Annotated in this window: 22 protein-coding genes; 7 read left to right on the top strand and 15 right to left on the bottom strand. The window is 64.3% G+C overall.

Annotation, left to right across the window (positions count from 1 at the left end; genetic code table 11):
• Positions 1-3 precede the first annotated feature (3 nt).
• Genes ccoO through IAI54_RS01385 form a run of 5 tightly spaced genes read right to left on the bottom strand, consistent with a single transcriptional unit; the run spans position 4 to position 3,904 of the window.
• Positions 4-756, bottom strand: a complete 753-nt coding sequence (ccoO, locus tag IAI54_RS01405) for a cytochrome-c oxidase, cbb3-type subunit II (RefSeq protein WP_187970662.1) — start codon at positions 754-756, stop codon at positions 4-6.
• 3 nt (positions 757-759) lie between these two features.
• Entirely contained in the window at positions 760-2,397 is a 1,638-nt protein-coding gene (ccoN, locus tag IAI54_RS01400) for a cytochrome-c oxidase, cbb3-type subunit I (RefSeq protein ID WP_420838257.1), read from the bottom strand.
• Between the two features lie 19 nt (positions 2,398-2,416).
• Positions 2,417-2,872 (bottom strand): Rrf2 family transcriptional regulator, encoded by a 456-nt coding sequence (locus IAI54_RS01395; protein WP_187970661.1) that lies wholly within the window; start codon positions 2,870-2,872, stop codon positions 2,417-2,419.
• Positions 2,869-3,354, bottom strand: coding sequence for a DUF4149 domain-containing protein (locus IAI54_RS01390; RefSeq protein WP_187970660.1), 486 nt, complete (start codon positions 3,352-3,354; stop codon positions 2,869-2,871). The genes IAI54_RS01395 and IAI54_RS01390 overlap by 4 nt, the downstream gene beginning before the upstream one ends.
• A 1-nt stretch (position 3,355) precedes the next feature.
• Positions 3,356-3,904 (bottom strand): group III truncated hemoglobin, encoded by a 549-nt coding sequence (locus tag IAI54_RS01385; RefSeq protein WP_338021485.1) that lies wholly within the window; start codon positions 3,902-3,904, stop codon positions 3,356-3,358.
• Between the two features lie 52 nt (positions 3,905-3,956).
• On the opposite strand from IAI54_RS01385, the gene IAI54_RS01380 reads away from it, so the two are divergent.
• Positions 3,957-4,244, top strand: a complete 288-nt coding sequence (locus tag IAI54_RS01380) for a DUF1858 domain-containing protein (RefSeq protein ID WP_187970659.1) — start codon at positions 3,957-3,959, stop codon at positions 4,242-4,244.
• Positions 4,235-4,480 (top strand): DUF6455 family protein, encoded by a 246-nt coding sequence (locus IAI54_RS01375; RefSeq protein WP_187970658.1) that lies wholly within the window; start codon positions 4,235-4,237, stop codon positions 4,478-4,480. Before IAI54_RS01380 ends, IAI54_RS01375 begins: the two co-directional genes overlap by 10 nt.
• 22 nt (positions 4,481-4,502) lie before the next feature.
• Here IAI54_RS01375 and IAI54_RS01370 read toward each other — a convergent pair whose 3' ends face one another.
• Positions 4,503-5,201, bottom strand: a complete 699-nt coding sequence (locus tag IAI54_RS01370; RefSeq protein ID WP_187970657.1) for a Crp/Fnr family transcriptional regulator — start codon at positions 5,199-5,201, stop codon at positions 4,503-4,505.
• A gap of 135 nt (positions 5,202-5,336) precedes the next feature.
• Between IAI54_RS01370 and IAI54_RS01365 the strand changes: the two genes are divergently transcribed.
• The 3 genes from IAI54_RS01365 to IAI54_RS01355 are packed head-to-tail and all read left to right on the top strand — an operon-like array spanning position 5,337 to position 6,262.
• A complete protein-coding gene (locus IAI54_RS01365; RefSeq protein WP_187970656.1) occupies positions 5,337-5,780 on the top strand; it encodes a pseudoazurin in 444 nt (147 codons plus the stop codon).
• A 10-nt stretch (positions 5,781-5,790) separates the two neighbouring features.
• A complete protein-coding gene (locus IAI54_RS01360) occupies positions 5,791-5,994 on the top strand; it encodes a hypothetical protein (RefSeq protein WP_187973408.1) in 204 nt (67 codons plus the stop codon).
• Positions 5,984-6,262 carry a DUF6522 family protein gene (locus IAI54_RS01355; RefSeq protein ID WP_187970655.1) on the top strand — a complete coding sequence of 93 codons (279 nt, stop codon included), beginning with the start codon at positions 5,984-5,986 and terminating at the stop codon, positions 6,260-6,262. Before IAI54_RS01360 ends, IAI54_RS01355 begins: the two co-directional genes overlap by 11 nt.
• Before the next feature lie 13 nt (positions 6,263-6,275).
• Here the strand turns inward: IAI54_RS01355 and IAI54_RS01350 are convergent, their stop codons facing one another.
• The 9 genes from IAI54_RS01350 to nirK all read right to left on the bottom strand — a co-directional run bounded on the left by IAI54_RS01350 (position 6,276) and on the right by nirK (position 14,265).
• Positions 6,276-7,004 carry a NapC/NirT family cytochrome c gene (locus tag IAI54_RS01350; RefSeq protein ID WP_187970654.1) on the bottom strand — a complete coding sequence of 243 codons (729 nt, stop codon included), beginning with the start codon at positions 7,002-7,004 and terminating at the stop codon, positions 6,276-6,278.
• The gene (locus IAI54_RS01345) at positions 7,005-7,478 is read right to left on the bottom strand and encodes a nitrate reductase cytochrome c-type subunit (protein ID WP_235679217.1); all 474 of its coding nucleotides are present in this window, start codon (positions 7,476-7,478) and stop codon (positions 7,005-7,007) included. It lies immediately after the preceding gene.
• The gene (gene napA, locus IAI54_RS01340) at positions 7,475-9,976 is read right to left on the bottom strand and encodes a periplasmic nitrate reductase subunit alpha (RefSeq protein ID WP_187970652.1); all 2,502 of its coding nucleotides are present in this window, start codon (positions 9,974-9,976) and stop codon (positions 7,475-7,477) included. The genes IAI54_RS01345 and napA overlap by 4 nt, the downstream gene beginning before the upstream one ends.
• Complete coding sequence (locus tag IAI54_RS01335; protein WP_187970651.1) at positions 9,973-10,266, bottom strand: chaperone NapD; 294 nt, start codon at positions 10,264-10,266, stop codon at positions 9,973-9,975. Before IAI54_RS01335 ends, napA begins: the two co-directional genes overlap by 4 nt.
• Before the next feature lie 4 nt (positions 10,267-10,270).
• On the bottom strand, positions 10,271-10,468 hold the full coding sequence (napE, locus tag IAI54_RS01330) for a periplasmic nitrate reductase, NapE protein (protein WP_187970650.1): 198 nt from the start codon (positions 10,466-10,468) through the stop codon (positions 10,271-10,273).
• A 114-nt stretch (positions 10,469-10,582) separates the two neighbouring features.
• On the bottom strand, positions 10,583-11,818 hold the full coding sequence (locus IAI54_RS01325; RefSeq protein WP_187970649.1) for an NnrS family protein: 1,236 nt from the start codon (positions 11,816-11,818) through the stop codon (positions 10,583-10,585).
• Entirely contained in the window at positions 11,815-12,189 is a 375-nt protein-coding gene (locus tag IAI54_RS01320; protein ID WP_187970648.1) for a hypothetical protein, read from the bottom strand. Before IAI54_RS01320 ends, IAI54_RS01325 begins: the two co-directional genes overlap by 4 nt.
• 11 nt (positions 12,190-12,200) lie before the next feature.
• Positions 12,201-13,094: a formylglycine-generating enzyme family protein gene (locus IAI54_RS01315; protein WP_187970647.1), complete on the bottom strand. Its 894-nt coding sequence runs from the start codon at positions 13,092-13,094 to the stop codon at positions 12,201-12,203.
• Positions 13,095-13,161: 67 nt separating this feature from the next.
• A complete protein-coding gene (nirK, locus tag IAI54_RS01310; RefSeq protein ID WP_187970646.1) occupies positions 13,162-14,265 on the bottom strand; it encodes a copper-containing nitrite reductase in 1,104 nt (367 codons plus the stop codon).
• A gap of 432 nt (positions 14,266-14,697) precedes the next feature.
• Between nirK and IAI54_RS01305 the strand changes: the two genes are divergently transcribed.
• On the top strand, positions 14,698-16,404 hold the full coding sequence (locus IAI54_RS01305; protein ID WP_187970645.1) for a sensor histidine kinase: 1,707 nt from the start codon (positions 14,698-14,700) through the stop codon (positions 16,402-16,404).
• Positions 16,405-16,637: 233 nt separating this feature from the next.
• Complete coding sequence (locus IAI54_RS01300) at positions 16,638-17,144, top strand: YciE/YciF ferroxidase family protein (RefSeq protein WP_187970644.1); 507 nt, start codon at positions 16,638-16,640, stop codon at positions 17,142-17,144.
• Positions 17,145-17,221: the final 77 nt, after the last annotated feature.

Genomic DNA, 17,221 nt, shown 5'->3' with positions numbered 1-17,221 from the left:
GGCTCAGTCCTCCGCATCGGCAGCTTGTTCAGTCGCGGCCGTGTCGCGGAACGCGGCGTCGGTCAGCCTGCCAAGGACCTGCAGATAGGCCACCAGCGCGTCCATCTCGGTCAGCCGCGTGGCAACCCCGTCGAAGGCGCTCACCGAGGTGGCTTCGCCATAGCGCTCGCTCACTCCTGAAGCCGCCTCGCTGTCGGGGAAGGCCTGGCCATAGGCGTCCCGGGCCGCATTTGCGACCATCTCGTCGGTGTAGGGCACGCCCAAGGCCTGCTGGGCCGCGAGATGCTGCCCGAGGTCGCTCGTCCGAAGCTCGGTCCGCACCAGGAAGGCGTAGGCTGGCATGTTGGATTCCGGCACGACGTCGCGCGGATTGATTAGGTGCGCGACGTGCCAGAAATCGGAATACTTGCCGCCAACCCGCGCGAGATCGGGACCGGTGCGCTTCGACCCCCACAGCATCGGACGGTCGTACTGGGATTCGACGGCCAGAGAATACGGACCGTAGCGTTCGACCTCGTCGCGCAGCGTGCGGATCATCTGGCTGTGGCAGGCATAGCAGCCTTCGCGCACGTAGATGTTGCGCCCCGCCAGCTCTAGTGGCGTATAGACCCGCATGTCGGGCGCTTCCTCGACAGTCTCGTCGATTGTGAAGAGGGGCGCGATCTCGACGATGCCGCCGACGCTCGCGGCGGCGATGATCGCCAGCACGAACCCGATCGCCGAGCGCTCCAGCTTCCGGTGGAAGAGTTCAGGCATCGCTCATTCTCCCGGTACGGCGACGGCCGCGGGCACGTCGCTCTCGCGCCGCTCCGCCAGCGGCACCGACCGTACCGTCATCCAGATGTTGTAGCAGCAGACGACCGCGCCGATCAGGAACAGGAGGCCGCCGAAGGCACGGGCGATGTAGTAGGGATACATCGCGACGAGGGAGTCGACGAAGGAGTAGGCGAGCGCACCGTCTTCCGTGTAGGTCCGCCACATCAACCCCTGGATGATGCCCGAATTCCACATCGCGAACACGTAGATCAGCGTTCCGGCGATCGCGAGCCAGAAGTGGACCTCGACGAGCCTGGCGGAATACATGCGTTCCCGGTTCCACAGGGTCGGCACCAGCGTGTAGAACGAGCCGAAGGTGATCAGCGCCACCCACCCGAGCGCCCCCGCATGCACGTGGCCCACCGTCCAGTCCGTGTAGTGGCTGAGCGCGTTCACCGGGCGGATCGCCATGAAGGAACCCTCGAAGGTCGACAGGCCGTAGAAGACAGCCGCGGCCATCATGAAGCGTAACGTCGCGTCGTCGCGGACCCGATGCCAGGCGCCGTTGAGCGTCAGCAGCGCGTTGCCTGCCGAAGCCCATGACGGCACCAGCAGCATGACCGAAAAGGTCATGCCGAGCGTCTGTACCCAGTGCGGAAGCGCCGTGTAGTGGAGGTGGTGGGAACCTGCCCACATATAGAAGAAGGTGATGCCCCAGAAGCTGAGGATCGAGAGGCGATAGGAGAAGATCGGCCGCTGCGCCCGCACGGGAAGATAGTAGTAGAGCATGCCGAGGAAGCCTGCCGTGAGGAAGAACGCGACCGCGTTGTGCCCGTACCACCACTGTACCATCGCGTCCTGGACGCCTGGCCAGATCGTGTAGCTCTTGGCATGCCCCCACGATACGGGAAGGGCGAGGTTGTTGACGATGTGGAGGATCGCGACGACCACGATGAAGGCCATGAAGTACCAATTCGCCACGTAGATATGCGGCTCGCGGCGGCGCGCGATGGTGCGAAGGAAAAGGACGAAGTAGGTGACCCAGACCACGACCAGCCAGAGGTCGGCATACCACTCGGCCTCGGCGTATTCCTTCGATTGCGTCACGCCGAGCAGGTAGCCGGAGACGGCGAGGACGCAGAACAGGTTGAAGCCAAAAAGCACGAACCACGGGCTGAACTGCCCGGCGAGCCGCGCGCGCGAAGTCCGCTGCACGACATGGAATGACGTGGCGATCAGCGCGTTGCCGCCGAAGCCGAAGATCACCCCGGAGGTGTGCGTCGGCCGCAGCCTTCCGAAGGTCGACCAAGCCGCGTCGAAGGCGAGGTCAGGCCAGGCGAGCTGGGCGGCGACCCAGACGCCCATGAACATGCCGAACACGGCCCAGGCCATCGATAGCACGATGCCGACCTTGATCGGATCGTCGTAGTAGGACGCCTCGCGGTCCTCGGTCGGCTCGGACTCGTAAAACCCGGACAGGACCGGGTAGAGCAGTCCTCCCGCGAAGAGGATCACCAGCAGGCCATGAACGCCAAGCGTGTCGCTCCTGCCGAGCGCGGCCATCGCGATTCCGGCGGCGCATAGCATGACGAGGACGACCGCCGCGTACTGTCGTTCGGTCGAGGTGAGTTTTCCGATCATGATGCCCTCCGGAAGTCGATCATACTGGCTCCGCCGTCTTGCCCGTGAGCCCGAGCAGCTCTGCAAGAACTTCCCTGTTCCCGGCGATGTCCGCCAGCGAATAATCGTCAAAGACGGATAAGAACGCCTCGACAGCTTTCCTGACAATCCCCTTCAGCCGGCAGGCGGGAGATATCGCGCAAACGCCTCCGTCCGCGCGCATGCACTCGACAAGCGCGAACCCGTCTTCCATCTGCCGGACTACCTCTCCGAGATTGATCTCTTCCGGTTTCTGCGCGAGCGCGATTCCGCCGGAACGGCCGCGAACCGTCGTTAGGTAGCCGAGGCGTCCGAGTCGCAGGGCAACCTTGAGCAGATGGTTGCGGGAGATGCCGTAGCTTTCGGCGACGTCGGCGACGCGGGTCGAACCATCCCGGTTGACCGCGAGGTAGACCAGCATGCGCAGCGCGTAATCGGTGTGGAGGGTCAGTTTCATTGGCTGCCCGCGACGTTTTCCGGACGGTCGCGCCAACCCAGTCTGAACAACGCGACGAGCCCGACCGCCACCAGGGCAACGGCTTTGACTGCCTCAAGCACTGCGTAGGCTCCGTGGTGCATCGATGGCGGTAACGGTTCGCCCGAGATGACAGCCTCGACCCGCATGTCAAGGACAGGCAGGAGCCAGAAAGTCTGGATCGAAACGACCAGGACCGCTACGGCGGTGAAGACCATCTCCGCGCGCGGAGCCCTCGGAAAGAACGTCGCTATTGCGAGGAGCGCCGCCAGACCCCACTCGATCTTTGAGAAGATGTCGAAGGTCACACGACCGATCTCGAGCGCGACTTTGAGCTCTAGCGAGGGCGCCTGAAACTTGACCGGGGTCGCGAAGAACGAAACTCCAAGGAGCATTCCAAGCCAGGCGAGCGAAACAAACGCCGCGACGGCATCCGGAAAGGGATCGGTAGAGCGAGGCAACATCTCAGGCTTCCTTCGAAACCGCCCCCGCGGCGGGCAGGCGGAAGAACATGGCGAGCTGCAGGCTTCGGGCGATCCTCTCCGCGCGTTCAATGAAAACGGCAGCGATCTCCGGCTCGCAAAGCTCTGTCGCAGTCTGCCGAAAGGTGTCGAGCCAGATCTCGAAATCCTCCTCGCGGACCTGTTTCAGCTTGAGATGAGCGGGCACTGGTCGCCCGCTGTAGGAGCCGTCCTTCAGGATGACCGAGCACCAGAAGTCCGTCATCTTCCCAAGATGCGGCTCCCAGGTGTCCCCGATGTGAGCGGCGAATATTGGCCCCAAGCGATCGTTCCGGCGGACGCGTCCGTAGAACTCGCGCACGAGGCGGCCGATGAACGTCCGGTCGACTTCCGGATGGACGACGGCTCGTTCCTCGGGAGGGCGTTGCAGCTGCGTGGGCGCTGGATGGGCCAATGTGGTATCTCCAATACCACTTTCTAGCGTAGGCGCGCGGCGAATGAAAGTTCCCGGATGTCGCAGCCCGCGTTCTTCGCGCTCTTTGCGCCGGAACAACGATCGGCCGTTCGCTGCCGGCTACGGTTCTGGCTCGAGGAGACCGCCTGAAATGAAGCCTTCCGCCATAGACCCCGACATGTCGGTCGACGAGATCATGCGCAGATGGCCAGCGACCATCCGGGTCATGATCCGCCATCGGATTCTCTGCATCGGCTGCCCGATCGGCATCTTCCACACCGTGGCGGACGCGGCTGCGGCCCATGCGATCGACGAGGCCGCCTTCTCGGCCGAACTGCTCGCCGCGATGAGGTCGGACCCGTCTGAGGAGGCCCCGTCGGCTTTCGAGACGAACGCTCACAACCCCGAACCTCGCAAAGGAGAACAATCATGCGCGTGATCGAAGCCGTCGCCGCCCGACTCGACCAGTCGGTCAAGATGGCGGGCAACCTCGGGATCGATCTGCCGTCCTCGGGCCTGTCGTCCGAGAACCAGATCCGCAACGCGATCTGGCGCTGCATCTTCTGCAGGCACGGGTCCGAATGCGCGGAGTGGGTCAATGCCGGAACGCGGGGCGTGCCGGGCTTCTGCAGGAACAGCGAGTTCTATCTCGGACGCGCCCTCGACGCAGCATAGTTTCGGCCAGGTGTCCGGGAGCTCATTTCTTGCGTCGGTTCTCGGCGACCAGCATGAGCGCGTGCGGATCGGTGACGGTCACCTTCTGGCGGCCGCTCTTCACGATGCCTTCGTCTTCCCAGGCGCTCATCAGCCTGCTGACCGTGTGGAGCGTGCTCCCTGTCATCTCCGCGATGTCCTGCCGCGTGATGGGGAAGTCGATCTCGACGCCTTCCTCGGTCTTGCGGCCGGACTGCTGGACCAGCCGCATCACCGCGCCGGCGATCCGCTGCTCGACCAGGCGCGTCGACATTTCCACCACGCGTGACTGCGTGTCCTGCAGGCGGGCGCCGATCGTCTGGTAGGCGTTCGCACCAAACGCCGGAGCGCGGAACTGCAATCCGGGCCAAGCCGCGTTCGGCCAGCCCAGGACGACGCAGTCGACAGCGGCGACGGCAGTCGCCGGGTAGGTCACCTGCCCCATCGCGATGGCGATGCCGAACAGTTCGCCCTCGTTGATGTAGCGGGCAATGATCTGATCGCCCTCGGGCGTCGTCCTTACCACCCTGATATGGCCGGAAAGGAGCAGGAAGAACTGCCCGGCTTCTTCGTCCTGCGAGAAGACCTCAGAATCCTTCGGGAACCGCGACGAGCGCGCCGTGTCAAGGACTGCGTCGACGTCCTCGCCGCTCAGTCCGGCGAAGGCGGGAAGTCCCGATACGAGCGACCTGTCGAGCGGCATGCTGGATGTCTTCCGGAAGTCGAAGCTGTTCAGGTTTCTACCCTTTGTTTGCGCTTGCGCAAACTGCCTCACGGCATCGCGGGGTATTGGTTGGTCAACGGCAGATCAAGCCGCGTACACAAAAGGACTGGAAAAATGAAACGCATCCTCACAGCACTTGCCCTTGGCGCGGCAGTATTCGCAGCCGGCGCGGCCCAGGCGGCCGAAATCGAGGTCCTGATGCTCAACAAGGGCTCAAAGGGCACGATGGTGTTCGAGCCCGACCTCATCGTAGCAGCCCCCGGCGACACGATCCGCTTCGTGCCGACCGACAAGGGACACAACGTCGAGACCATCAAGGGCATGTTCCCGGAAGGCGCGGAGCCCTTCAAGAGCAAGTTCAACGAGGAATTCACCGTCACCGTCACGGCCGAAGGCGTCTACGGCGTGAAGTGCGCGCCCCACTACGCCATGGGCATGGTCGCGTTGATCACGGTCGGCGAACCCGCCAACGCGGACGCAGCGAAGGCCGTGAAACAGACGGGCAAGGCCAAGGCGGTCTTCGCTGAACTGTTCGGCCAGGTGCTGGCCGCGAAATGAGAGGACAGACGTGAACGGGAACAAGAGCAGGTTAGGGGTTCGAGAGGCGGCCATGCTACACGTGGCCGCCTCTCGCTACGACAGCTGCCATCCTACCGACAGCTTCAGCGATCTCAGCCACAGGGCACGTTTTTCGAAGGAAGACCGCCGCCTGATGGAGGACTGGCTGGCGGCCACGAAAACCGTCATGGAGACCGACGCCCATGATGGCTGAGGTTGTTACAGTATCGATGAATGATGAGGGCGCGACGGTTGACGTCGCGATCCTCGCCGACGGCTTCGGAATAGATGCGGCCGACGTAGAACCCCTCATGCGACAGGGCAGATTGACGTCGAGATTCGAGAAGGGCGTTGGCAGTGACGCGGGGCGGTCCAGGCTCACCTTCTGGCTGGACGCGAAACGGTTCCGGATTGTCATCGACGGGCAAGGAACCGTGCTAAAGAAATTCCGGACCGATTATGGGACCTTGGGACGGAGGTGAGCCATTACAGCAGTCATTTCGACATCGCCGCAAGATCGCTTTCGCTCCACATGAGCCCGTGCGGTGATCGCGCGACACGTTCAAGCCTGTCGAACACCGATGCCTGCGGCAGCTCCTTGCCCTGCAGTTCCGGCGGCACCTTCCAGCCCGGATCCACGCCTTCCGTGTTCGGAAGCTCGTGCGCGATGCCTTTGTGGCAGTCGATGCAGGTCGCCTCGCCGGACAGCAGGTAGCGGGTGTGGATCTCGGCGGCGCGCGGCGCCTGCCTCGACAGGTCCATGGCGACGGAGGAGTGGCAGTTGCGGCATTCCAGGCTGTCATTTGCTTTTAGCCGCGCCCATTCGTGCTGGGCCAGTTCGAGGCGGTGCTCGAGGAACTTCTGGCGCGTGTTGATGGTGCCGAAGATCTTGCCCCACACCTCCTTGGAGGCCTGCATCTTGCGGGCGATCTTGTCGGTCCATTCGTGCGGGACGTGGCAGTCCGGGCAGGACGCGCGCACGCCGGACCTGTTGGAGAAGTGCACCGTGCGCGTCAGCTCCTCATAGACGTTGGCCTCCATCTCGTGACACGAGATGCAGAAGGCTTCCGTGTTGGTCACTTCGAGCGCGGTGTTGAACGCACCCCAGAAGATCACGCCCCCGAGGAACCCACCCAGCGTCAGAAACCCGAGGCTGAGGGTTGCCGCCGGCGTCGAGACAAGCCGCCAGGCCCACAGCGCGGCGGCCTTGATCCGCGTCCACATCTATTCGTCCCCGGCGTGGCCGACGCCAAGCTCGCTCATGTCGATGAAGGTGTTGCCGATGAGGGGCGCCGTGTCGGCCTGCGGCACGTGGCAGGCCGTGCAGAAGTAGCGCCGAGGAGACACGTCGGCGAGCATCTGTCCCTCGCGCGTCATGTAGTGGGTGACGCTGATCATGGGCGCGCCCGAGCCTTCGGTGAACTCGCGTTTGTGACACGACATGCAGCGGTTGGCGTTCACCGAAAGCTGGTAGCCTTCGATCGAGTGCGGGATGATCGGCGGCTGCTCGGGATAGGCGCGCATCTTGCGGACGTCGTCGACGATCCAGCGCGGGATCGGATCGGAGGGCAGGTTCTCCATGGGTTGCGCCGCGCCCGTCAGCGGCGGCACGATCTCGCTCGACATCTGAGCCAGCGCAGCGGTGCCCGCAAGCGCGACCAGCGCGAGGGCGACGAACAGTCGCGCGCGGCGCGTCATGCGGGGACGATCTTGACCGCGCATTTCTTGAAATCCGTCTGTTTCGAGATGGGATCGGTCGCGTCGAGCGTGACCTTGTTGATGAGCTTGCTGGCGTCGAACCAGGGAACGAACACAACGCCGCGCGGCATCCGGTTGCGGCCTCGCGTCTCGACCCGGACACGCAGTTCCCCGCGACGGGAGACGACGTTGACCTCCGCGCCCTGGTTGATGCCGCGACGGCGCGCGTCGTCGGCGTTCATGAAGCAGACCGCGCCGGGGAACGCCTTGTAGAGTTCGGGCACGCGCATGGTCATCGAGCCCGAGTGCCAGTGCTCCAGCACCCGGCCCGTCACCAGCCAGACGTCATATTCGTCGTCCGGCGATTCCGCGGGGGGCTCGTAGGGTACCGCGAGGATGACCGCCTTGCCGTCCGGCCTGCCGTAGAAGCGCACGCCTTCGCCCGGCTTCACGTAGGGGTCCAGTCCCTCGCGGTATCGCCACTTCGTTTCCTTGCCGTCGACCACGGGCCAGCGCAGGCCGCGCACCTCTTGGTAGGTGTCGAAGGGCGCGAGGTCGTGTCCATGGCCCCGGCCGAACTCGGCATATTCCTCGAACAGACCCTTCTGCAGGTAGAAGCCGTACTCGCGGCTCTCCCTGTTCTCGTATTCCGCGTCGAGATCGGCGAGCGGGAAGCGGTCGACCTTGCCGTTCCGGAACAGCACGTCGAACAGCGTCTTGCCCTTGTATTCCGGATGGGCGTCCAGGAGATCGACAGGCCAGACCTCGTCGGTCGTGAAGCGCTTTGAGAATTCCGTCAGCTGCCAGAGGTCGGACCGGGCTTCGCCTGGCGCGTTCACCAGTTGCCGCCAGACATGGGTGCGGCGCTCGGCATTGCCATAGGCCCCCTCCTTCTCCACCCACATCGCCGCAGGCAGGATCACGTCGGCCGAGAGCGCAGTCACAGTCGGATAGGCGTCGGAAACCACGATGAAGTTGTCGGGATTTCGGTAGCCCGGATATGTCTCGCTCGAGTTGTTGGGCGCCGCCTGGACGTTGTTGTTGACCTGCACCCAGTAGAAACTGAGCTTGCCGTCCTTGAGCATCCGGTCCTGCTGGACGGCGTGGAAGCCGACCTTGTCGGGCAGCAGGCCATGCGGCAGCCGCCAGATTTCCTCGGCATGCTCGCGATGCTCGGGGTTGGTCACCACCATGTCGGCAGGCAGGCGGTGGGCGAAGGTGCCGACCTCGCGCGCGGTGCCGCATGCCGACGGCTGGCCCGTCAGCGAGAACGGGCTGTTGCCTGGCTCGGAGATTTTTCCGGTCAGCAGGTGGATATTGTAGACCATCTGATTGGCCCACACGCCCCGGACATGCTGGTTGAAGCCCATCGTCCAAAGCGACATCACCTTGACGGCAGGGTCGGCGTAGAGCTCGGCCAGTTGCTCCAGGAAGCCCGGCTCCACGCCGGAGAGTTCCGACACCATTTCCAGCGTGTATTCCGAGACCAGCGCCTTGAACGCCTCGAAGTCGATCGGCTCCATCTTGCCCGGATCGGCAGCACCCCTGGCTGCCATCTCGACCGGATTGTCCGGCCGAAGGCCGTAGCCGATGTCGGTCGCCCCTCTCATGAACACGGCGTGGTCGCGAACAAACGCCTCGTTCACTCGGCCCGTCTCGATGATGTGGTTGGCGACGTAGTTCAGGATCGCGAGGTCCGTGCCCGGCTTGAACACGATCGGGATGTCGGCGAGGTCCATCGAGCGGTGGGTGAAGGTCGACAGCACCGCGCAGCGGACGTGCGGATGTCCCAGCCGCCTGTCGGCCAGCCGGGTCCACAGGATCGGATGCATCTCGGCCATGTTCGAGCCCCAGAGCACGAAGGCGTCGGCGTGCTCGAAGTCGTCGTAGCAGCCCATCGGCTCGTCCATGCCGAAGGTGCGCATGAAGGCGACGGCCGCGGAGGCCATGCAGTGGCGGGCGTTGGGGTCGAGGTTGTTGGTGCGGAAGCCCGCCCGCATCAGCTTTGTGGCGGCATAGCCCTCGAAGATCGTCCACTGGCCGGAGCCGAACATGCCCACTGCTTCGGGGCCCTTCTCGCGCAACGTCGCCTTGCACTTCTCCGCCATCACGTCGAAGGCCTCGTCCCACGAGACGGGCTCGAATTCGCCGTCCTTGTCGTAGACCCCGCCGGACTTGCGCATCAGCGGCGTGGTCAGGCGGTCCTGGCCGTACATGATCTTCGAGAGGAAGTAGCCCTTTACGCAGTTGAGGCCGCGGTTGACCTCGGCCTGGCTGTCGCCGTGGGTGGCGACGACGTGGCCGTCCTTCACGCCCACCATGACCCCACACCCGGTGCCGCAGAAGCGGCACGGCGCCTTCGACCACTTGATCTCCAGTGCATTCACGCCACCCGGAACGGGCTGTGCGGCGGCCGGCAGCGCGATGCCCGCGGAAGCGGCCGCAAGCGCGGCCGCATGTGCCTTGAGGAGATCGCGTCGGTTCATGGCAGCCGTCATGACCGCGCCTCCTGGTCCTCGGCATGTTCGAACACCATGTTCGCGGCAAGCACGCCGTCCATCGCCGAGATCATCGTCAACGTTTCGCCCAGCATCCCGCTGGTCGGACCTTCGATGGTCACGACGATCCGGCTACCCTCGCTGGCGTGCACCTCGACGCCGTGCATGCCCGCGAGCCGTTCAGACAATTCGGCACGCCGCTCCGGCAGCGCCAGCACTACAGCGCTTGAAATGTGATGTCGGTCGCCTGCGCCGGCGGTGAGCAGGCCTCGTCTGGTGAGTTCGCGCATGCCGTCAGCCTCCCGGAGGCCCGGGCGGGCCGAAGACGATCTGATACATCCAGACAAAGAAGCCGTAGCCGCCCACGACGCCCACCGCGACGACAGGCCAGATGCCGAATGCCAGGACTAGGAAAGTCAGAAGTTCCCGCCGCCGCACGCTTGCGGGCGGGATGTCCGCCGATGCTGTCGCCTCCCGGGTGTCCTGGGTCATGACCTCCTCATCATGGGCCTGGGACTCGGCATCATGCCGATACGTAGAAAATACTAACCCAGCATTCGCAGATGTCCATCATTGTGAGATCGCAACGGAAGATCACCCTTCCTCTTACGCCCGCCTTCCCCACAGGATCGGCGCATAACGCACCGCGAAGAGCAGGAAGCCTCCGGCCCAGAGCGCGCCGCCGCTGGCAAGCACATGGGCGTACCACTCCCCGGCAAACGGGGCGGCGACGCGAAGAGCGGCTCCGGCCGAGACCATGCCGTACATCGCGACGACGATGCGGTCGGCGCCGATCGCCCGTCCCGTGTGGCCAAGGCTCGCCCTCGTCATGACGGCCAGCGTCATGGTTCCGACCGCCCCTGCGGTCAGAGCATGCAAGGCGGACGAGTGGGGAACCGCATCGGGCAGCACGATCGCGAGGCCGAGCAACGCAAGGGAGACGGCGAGCCATCCGTAGCCGACATGGAGCACGAGCAGAATCGGCTCCCGCACCGTGGACAAGCCGCGCCAGCGGAAGAGGCGCACCGCGAGGAGCGCTCCGGCGGCGAACATGAACGCCCCGACAAGGGCGTTGTCGGGCATGACGACCCACCCAAGCATCGCGGCGGCAGTCGCGGCAAGCGCTGCCTTGTCGAGCCTACCAAAGGGCGCGGGAGGCGTGGCAGAACTTTCCTTGACCAGCCAGTTACGGGTGAAGCTGGGCACGATGCGCCCGCCGATCAGCGCGATCAGCATTCCAGCAACAGCCAGGGCCAGGCGCTGGCCGAGATCGTGGTCGAGCAGTCCGTCACTGGCCAGATGGTCGACCGCGTTGGCGATGCCGAACATAGCGATCATCACCGCCACGGGAGCGTTCTTCCAGTTCCTGCCCGCGAGAACCTCGCGCCAGATCGCGAAGGCGAGCGTCACCGGAAACGCCAGGTCGACCGCCATGGCGAGCCATGGGTCGGGCGAAGCAAGACAAGCCGCCCGCCCCGCGAGCCAGAGGCCGACGAGCACGGCGAGCGGCCACCCACTCAGCGGGAGCCGCCCCGTCCAGTTGGGGATTGCGGTCAGGATGAAGCCTGCGATGACGGCGGATAGATAGCCGAACAGCATTTCGTGGGCGTGCCAGTGCATGCCGCCGAACGGCCCGCCGATGTCGAAACCGCCGAAGTAGGCACCGAGCCAGACAGGGATCGCTAGTCCGGCGTAAAGCGCTGCGAGAAAGAAGAATGGACGGAAACCATAGTGGAGGATCGGCGGCATCGCGCGGATCCGTCCCCGGCCGTCCCGCGACAGATCGCCGGACTTCAGCGCGGCCCTCGGAATGGAGCGGTCGGAGGTTTTCGTGCCCATCATGCGTTCCTCTGTCCGGCTGCCCGGATGGCAGCTGTCGCCCCGTAGGCGGCGAAGTCGGCGACGTCCTGGAACAGGCCCGCGATCTCGTGGAACGCGCTGCGGTCCGGTTCGTCCGGCATGAGGTCGTCCAGTTCGCCCAGAAGGGCGAGAACGATCACGATCGCATCGCGCATCTTCGTCGCGTCGGCGAGACCGCCCGCGCGCCGCACGAGTTCCTCTTCCAGGCTTGCCCGGTCGAGCACGTCGTTGGCGGCCTCGCGGCAGTTGCAGTCGAGGCCTGCCTCGGCCATGCCGCGCCGCAGCCGCTCGACGACGGATTCGTGGCCCGCGGGCAAGGTTTCGGCGAGCGAGGCCCGCATTCTCGTTCTCATGGAATGATCCTTCAGGCGGCGTCGTGCGTGGCGGGCCGGAAAGCTGCGCGAAGCCATTTCTCAGCCCTGGCAATCATCGAATCCTCGTCGCGGACGAGACGGAAGCCGAGGTTCTCCGGCGGCGTGCCGACGGCGCAGCCGCCGCTCTTTCCGTCGCGGACGAAGTTCGACATGGTGGCCCGGTGCCGCCCTTCGAGCACGTGTACCCCGCAGTTGTCGGTGACGCTTTCGAGCGAGCCGTCGGCCGCAATCGTGGTCCGCGCGTAGCAAGTCGACGTCCATTCCCAGACATTGCCGCCGAAGTCTTCGATGCCGCGCGTGTTCGGGCCGTAGTGGCCGCGCCGCTTCGGTTCCGGATCGGCGGGGCGCTTCGCCGCCGCCTCCTCGCGGTATCGCCGCAGCCACCGCACGGAAGGATTGGAGGCATCATCGGCCGCCGCCGAAAAGGACTCCCCGCCGAAGCGTTCGGCTGCGTAGGTCGCGGCCTCGATCGCCGACGGCAGCCGCCAGGCCTGACCCGTGGCTTTCGAATACCACCGAGCATAGGCTTCGGCGTCCAGGAAGCTGACCCCGGTGACGGGCACATCCTGATGGGTCGAGGCGGCGTCCGCCGGATCGCACGCGCCATCGGCGACGCAGAGGCCGTAGTCGGCCAGGCTCACCTGCTGCTGCATGACATGGAAAGCCGGCACGGCCGTCTTCTCGACGGGGGCTGCCGCCGGGGTTCCGCCCGCGAGGAACTCGCCGGGCAACGGGTAGTCGAGGACCGTCTCCGCGATCTCGATCATCGGGCGCACCTCGAGCGGGATTCCTTTCCGGGCTTCGCCGTTCATCCCGATTATGGCCGCAGGCACCGCAAGGGCTGCTACCGCGCCGACCGCCGCTTCGTAGAGGTGGAGATGCATGACGGGTTCCTCGAACGGCGGTCCGGAATGTCCGAACCGCCGCGTGCCAGGGTTAAGGTGCCGAGGCTCAGTTCACCGGGATCGGACCGGGCGCCTCGACCTGCTTCATCAGGTCGTCGTCCCATTCGCCCTCGACCAGGAAGTGCGCGGTCGCTCCCAGTTCCACGGCCTCGATGAGGTTGTGGTTCACGTAGGCGTACACGCCCGGCTGCAGGAAGGTGTAGAGCGCCGCTCCCGCCGAGCCGCCGCGGATGAACCAGGTTTCCAGGTCCTTGGCGGGCGGGTTCGCGAACTTGCCCTCTTCCCAGACGTAGTCGCCATGGCCGCCGATCAGGTGTGGACGCGTGTCCCGGTTCGCCTGGCTGTGGACGATCAGCACGGTCTCGCCGACCTTCGACTTCATGGCTTTGTCGCCAGTCAGCGCGCCCTTCGCTCCGTTGAAGACGACGTGGGTGGGGATCAGGCCCTTCATCACCTCGAGCGTGTCGGCGTAAGAGTCGCCGTGGCTCTCATAGGTCTTGAAGTTGCCGTCTTCGTCGCGGGGAACGTAAAAGTCGTTCTCGCCGATGTAGAAGACCTGGTCATACCGGACCGGCTCGCCCTTTTCGTTCTTCAGGCCGTCGCGCGGCAGCACCATGATCGTGCCGCTCATGCCCGACACGACGTGCCAGGGGATCATTGGGCCTTCGGGGGCGCAATGGTAGACAAAGGTGCCGCTGCGCGTCGCCTTGAAGCGCAGCTTCACCTGCTCGCCGGGATTGATGTAGGTCAGCGCGCCTCCACCCAGTGCGCCCGTGGCGGCGTGGAAATCTATGTTGTGTGGCATCGAGTTCGTCGCGGGGTTGATCAACGTCAGTTCGACATAGTCGCCCTCGTGCACGACCATCATCGGGCCGGGCATCGAACCGTTGAAGGTCATTGCCTGGAACTCGGTCCCTTCGTCGTCGATGACGACCATCTTCTCGACGATCGGCATAGTGAACTCGACGACCTTCGGCCCGCCCGTGGCGACCTGCTCATGGGTATGCACGAAGGGCGGCGCGACAAGCGTGACCCTCTCGCGCGGAAGCGTGGCGATTTCGGTTTCGTTGGCCGCGGCTGCGAGCGGCGGCATCGCGGCCAGCATGGCGGCCGCGGCCGCTCCCAGAAGTGCCTGGCGACGCGTGAACATTTGGGTTCTCCTTCTTCGATCCATCGTTGTCGATGAGGAGAAGCTACGGCGCGCCTGCCCGACCTTCTTTGTGCGCCAACAAACTCGCAACACATTTATCGCGGGGAACGCTTTAGAGAAGTCTGATGAATACTGGTATTCGTATCCATCCTGGTGACGTTACGGGTCAGGTCGTTCTAGGTCGCATCGCTCAATGTGCTTGCGGGGGATACGGCGGGAAGCGTCGGTGGAGAACATGACAGGGACCAGAGCGCAGACGTTCCCCAGAGGGTGCAGGCTCAACGGCTGGACGTGACCTACCGTCGCGAACTAGCGTGGCCTCCCTCTGCCGGCGCGCGTGGACCCGCACATAGCATTGTCTCGAGGGCGGGCGTATACGCTCATGACGGCAATGTCGGAGGTGGTAACCACTTCGGCGGGATCGGGAGGACGATGGACGCATCGCGCATATTTGCAGAGGTGGGGGAGCGAACGGGTCTGGGCGTTTTCGCCTGGTCGATGCTCGGAGAAACGGAGGCCTTTTGCTCGCCCCAGGCCAGGAAGATATTCGCCGCAGACGTCCGCGACGGCGAAGCGCTGAAGGCGTTGCTCGATCACCAAGACGGCGAGCGGCTCTCTGCCGCGCTGGGAACGCTCGGTGATTTCTCGCTCGACCTCAGACTGAAGAACGCACGCTGGATTGCGTTGAACGTCGTCTGTCGGTCGGAAGACGACCGCCGTGTTTTCGTCGGGACTGTCGCCGATATCACGCATCGCGTTGCCCGCCACTCGACAAGGGCGGCGGGTGAAGATCTCTATAGGACGCTGGCAGAAAATTCTCCCGCCATGCTGTGGATGGGAGATGAGACGGGCAAATGCGTCTTCCTGAACTCCGCGCTTCGCGAGTTCTGGGGCATCGATCCGCAGGACCTTTCGACGTTCGACTGGTCGTCAACCACACATCCGGACGACGTTCAGAAGCTGGCAACGCCCTTCCTGCAGGCGATGGCCGACCAGGCATCCTTCAAGGTCGAGGCCCGCTATAGGCGGGCGGACGGTGTATATCGCACGATGAGGACCGAAGCTCGCCCGCGTTTCGATCCGCTTGACGGGTCCTTCCTGGGGATGAGCGGCATCAACATAGACATCACGGAAAGGCTGGAGGCAGAGCAGCAGGTCGCGGAAAGCACCCGGCTGAGAAACGCCATCATGCTGGTCTCTCCGGATGCGATTGTGTCGGTCGATGAACAGGGACGCTTCCTGGATCTCAACGCCGGCGCCGAGCGCATCTTCGGGCACGCCCGATCGTCCGTCATCGGCAAACCCATGGAAGACCTTATCGTGCCGGAAGCTCACAGAGCGAGGCACGTCGAGGGGATGAAGCGATATCTCGAGACAGGCCAGACGCAAATCCTCAACCGACGTGTAGAGATGTCCGCATTGCGTTCCGACGGATCGGAATTTCCTGCCGAGATCGCCGTGGTAAGGATTCCCGACAGCGACCCCGCCGTCTTCACGGCGTTCATCCGGGACATCAGCGCGCGGAAGGCTGCAGAAGAACACAACCGCATGCTGATGGGTGAATTGAACCATCGCACGAAAAACATCCTGTCCGTCGTTCAGGCCGTTGCCCGCCAGACGGCGCGACACGCCGCCCCGGAAGATTTCAATCGGACCTTCAACTCGAGGCTTCTGGGACTTGCTGCCAGCAACGATCTGCTCGTGAAATACGACTGGGCAGGCGTGGATGTCGCGGAGCTGCTCGCGGCGCAACTGAGCTACCTGAACGACGCCGTCGGGACGCGCCTGATCCTGAGGGGAAGCGCTGTCAGGATCGAACCCAAGGCCGCGCAAACCCTCGGCATGGCAATTCACGAGCTGTCCACGAACAGCCTCAAATATGGAGCCCTCGGACAGTCGGAGGGCCGTGTGGATCTCCACTGGACAATCTCGCACGAGTCGGGGGCGCCACGCCTCACGATGTGCTGGCGGGAAACGGGGCTGGTGGGGGTCGTCGCTCCGGCGAAAAAGGGATTTGGCCACTCTGTGATTGTCGACATGGCGGGTGCGGCGCTGGACGCCGATGTGGAGGTGGAGTTCGCGGACTCCGGTTTCCAGTGGACGCTCCGGACCCGTTCGTCGGAGGCTCTGATCCGCTGACTTCCGGCCGTAGACGGCAACGCAACCGGCTGGCCTGCCGGGCTTGTTGATGCGATTCCACTAGACGAGGCTTTTCGCGCGCCCTGCGTCACCGATCCGAAACGCTTCGCCGCAACAATTGAATTGTTTGGATGGGGACGGAACGGCATCGACGGCGCTTCGTTTAAACCGCAGCGATCACGTCCTCGTGAGCGCGGGGACCCAACACGGAACTTCGCGAAAGGGACATCGACATGGCCAAGGAAAAGACGCTCGAAGACCTCTTCCACGACACGCTGAAAGACATCTACTACGCCGAACGGAAAATCCTGAAGGCGCTGCCGAAGATGAAGCGCGCTGCCCAGTCGGACCAGCTGAAGGCCGCCTTCGAAAAGCATCATCAGGAAACTGAAGGCCAGATCGAGCGCCTTCAGCAGGTGTTCGAGCTCATGGGCAAGCGCGCCCAGGGTAAGACCTGTGACGCCATCGAGGGCATCATCTCCGAGGGCGAGGAAATCATGGACGAGTTCAAGGGCACGGCCGCACTCGACGCGGGCCTAATCTCCTCCGCGCAGGCCGTCGAGCACTACGAGATCACCCGCTACGGCACGCTCAAGCGCTGGGCCACGGAGCTTGGAATGACGGATGCTGCAAAGCTTCTCGACGCGACGCTGCAGGAAGAGTCCAAGACCGACGTCGACCTGACGAAACTCGCCGACTCATCCGCCAATGACAGGGCGAAAGCACGCAAGGCAGCTTGAGCCACCTACGACCCGGGAGATTGCCTCCCGGGTCGCTTCGTTTATGCTTCGGTGGCATTCTATGCATCCCCCGGCAC

Source organism: Aquibium microcysteis (genome assembly GCF_014495845.1).
GTDB classification, from domain to species: domain Bacteria; phylum Pseudomonadota; class Alphaproteobacteria; order Rhizobiales; family Rhizobiaceae; genus Aquibium; species Aquibium microcysteis.
This window is presented reverse-complemented; position numbering and strand designations above follow the sequence as displayed.

Excerpts from the sequence above, each read along its gene's own strand:
- ccoO (WP_187970662.1), bottom strand. The coding sequence starts at position 756 with ATGCCTGAACTCTTCCACCGGAAGCTGGAGCGCTCGGCGATCGGGTTC.
- ccoN (WP_420838257.1), bottom strand. The coding sequence starts at position 2,397 with ATGATCGGAAAACTCACCTCGACCGAACGACAGTACGCGGCGGTCGTC.
- IAI54_RS01395 (WP_187970661.1), bottom strand. The coding sequence starts at position 2,872 with ATGAAACTGACCCTCCACACCGATTACGCGCTGCGCATGCTGGTCTAC.
- IAI54_RS01390 (WP_187970660.1), bottom strand. The coding sequence starts at position 3,354 with ATGTTGCCTCGCTCTACCGATCCCTTTCCGGATGCCGTCGCGGCGTTT.
- IAI54_RS01380 (WP_187970659.1), top strand. The coding sequence starts at position 3,957 with ATGAAGCCTTCCGCCATAGACCCCGACATGTCGGTCGACGAGATCATG.
- IAI54_RS01375 (WP_187970658.1), top strand. The coding sequence starts at position 4,235 with ATGCGCGTGATCGAAGCCGTCGCCGCCCGACTCGACCAGTCGGTCAAG.
- IAI54_RS01370 (WP_187970657.1), bottom strand. The coding sequence starts at position 5,201 with ATGCCGCTCGACAGGTCGCTCGTATCGGGACTTCCCGCCTTCGCCGGA.
- IAI54_RS01365 (WP_187970656.1), top strand. The coding sequence starts at position 5,337 with ATGAAACGCATCCTCACAGCACTTGCCCTTGGCGCGGCAGTATTCGCA.
- IAI54_RS01355 (WP_187970655.1), top strand. The coding sequence starts at position 5,984 with ATGATGGCTGAGGTTGTTACAGTATCGATGAATGATGAGGGCGCGACG.
- IAI54_RS01350 (WP_187970654.1), bottom strand. The coding sequence starts at position 7,004 with ATGTGGACGCGGATCAAGGCCGCCGCGCTGTGGGCCTGGCGGCTTGTC.
- IAI54_RS01345 (WP_235679217.1), bottom strand. The coding sequence starts at position 7,478 with ATGACGCGCCGCGCGCGACTGTTCGTCGCCCTCGCGCTGGTCGCGCTT.
- napA (WP_187970652.1), bottom strand. The coding sequence starts at position 9,976 with ATGACGGCTGCCATGAACCGACGCGATCTCCTCAAGGCACATGCGGCC.
- IAI54_RS01335 (WP_187970651.1), bottom strand. The coding sequence starts at position 10,266 with ATGCGCGAACTCACCAGACGAGGCCTGCTCACCGCCGGCGCAGGCGAC.
- napE (WP_187970650.1), bottom strand. The coding sequence starts at position 10,468 with ATGACCCAGGACACCCGGGAGGCGACAGCATCGGCGGACATCCCGCCC.
- IAI54_RS01325 (WP_187970649.1), bottom strand. The coding sequence starts at position 11,818 with ATGATGGGCACGAAAACCTCCGACCGCTCCATTCCGAGGGCCGCGCTG.
- IAI54_RS01320 (WP_187970648.1), bottom strand. The coding sequence starts at position 12,189 with ATGAGAACGAGAATGCGGGCCTCGCTCGCCGAAACCTTGCCCGCGGGC.
- IAI54_RS01315 (WP_187970647.1), bottom strand. The coding sequence starts at position 13,094 with ATGCATCTCCACCTCTACGAAGCGGCGGTCGGCGCGGTAGCAGCCCTT.
- nirK (WP_187970646.1), bottom strand. The coding sequence starts at position 14,265 with ATGTTCACGCGTCGCCAGGCACTTCTGGGAGCGGCCGCGGCCGCCATG.
- IAI54_RS01305 (WP_187970645.1), top strand. The coding sequence starts at position 14,698 with ATGGACGCATCGCGCATATTTGCAGAGGTGGGGGAGCGAACGGGTCTG.
- IAI54_RS01300 (WP_187970644.1), top strand. The coding sequence starts at position 16,638 with ATGGCCAAGGAAAAGACGCTCGAAGACCTCTTCCACGACACGCTGAAA.